The organism is Oscillibacter sp. CU971 (assembly GCF_905219725.1).
In the GTDB taxonomy this organism is placed as follows: Bacteria; Bacillota; Clostridia; order Oscillospirales; family Oscillospiraceae; genus Oscillibacter.
This window is the reverse complement of the sequence record NZ_CAJMXG010000585.1, coordinates 1-1,019: the sequence shown is the minus strand read 5'-3', so window position 1 is coordinate 1,019 and position 1,019 is coordinate 1. Positions and strand designations below refer to the sequence as shown.

Here is a 1,019-nt window from a genome sequence, read left to right as displayed (position 1 = left end):
TTTGCTCGCCGCTGTAAACAGCGGCAACCGCAAAACATGGCACATATTACTTCCGACCTTTCAGTTCGGAAGTAATAGTATGCGTTAGAAAGGGGCTGACGCTTATGCCGAACATTAAACCGATTTCCGATCTGCGCAACCACAGCGAAGTACTGCACGATGTAGCCGCGGGTGCGCCCGTCTTTCTCACTAGAGTCTGTTTTAAAACTTAGATATTGTGTGTAAAGTGCTAAAATGGCAAAATAAAGCACATGAAAAGACATGAAATAAGCGAGAAACAATGGAATAGGATCAAGGATAAGTTTCCGCCCGAAAAAAAGCCACAAGGAGGACGGCCGGGAAAAAGCAACCGGGAAATGCTTAACGCAATTCTGTATTGGCTGAATACCGGAATACCATGGCGGGATCTGCCGGAGCGGTTCGGGCCATGGCAAAGTGTATACAGCCGGTTCCGCGCCTGGACAAAAGCAGGAGTGTGGGAAGATATCCTCACAGCCCTGCTTGAGCAAGAATTGGTGGACAAAACAACGCTGATGCTGGACAGCACCTCGATCAAAGTCCATCAGCATGCCGGCGGGGTCAAAAAAGGGGATATCACGAGGAAACCGGACGGAGCAGGGGAGGCTTGACCACGAAAGTCCATGCGGTAACGGATGGACTTGGAAATCCATTGCGCTTTTTGCTCTCCAGTGGGAACCGAAACGATATCTGTATACGCGAGTCAAGATCAATTAGTGACATTTTATATTTATTAATATATGGATAAAATACAACTGCTTCAATTAGATCTTCCCACATGGGTTTTATCATAGTTGGGACATTTTCCCAAGAATCTATAACCTTTATCAGATGATTTCTCCCCACTGTCTGCGTATTGGCATCGTTTGAATTTATCGCATTAGAGACAGCCTGAAACAAACCGAACTGATTTGAGGGCTCTAACGCCGATTGAGATAAAAACCATGCTGCGGATGTATCTGCTGCAATGCTGGTTCAGCTTATCCGATGAAGGAGTAGAG

At 46.3% G+C, this 1,019-nt stretch carries 1 protein-coding gene and 1 pseudogene; both read left to right on the top strand.

Annotated features, from left to right (window positions below; translation table 11 throughout):
* Positions 1–104: 104 nt before the first annotated feature.
* Positions 105–194, top strand: a pseudogene (locus JX325_RS18385) (prevent-host-death protein); the annotation flags it as partial.
* A gap of 57 nt (positions 195–251) precedes the next feature.
* Complete coding sequence (locus tag JX325_RS17640; RefSeq protein WP_204792295.1) at positions 252–629, top strand: IS5 family transposase; 378 nt, start codon at positions 252–254, stop codon at positions 627–629.
* Positions 630–1,019 lie beyond the last annotated feature (390 nt).

What these genes read in the sequence shown, in the direction of transcription:
- JX325_RS17640 (WP_204792295.1), top strand. Translation starts at nt 252, where the DNA reads ATGAAAAGACATGAAATAAGCGAGAAACAATGGAATAGGATCAAGGAT.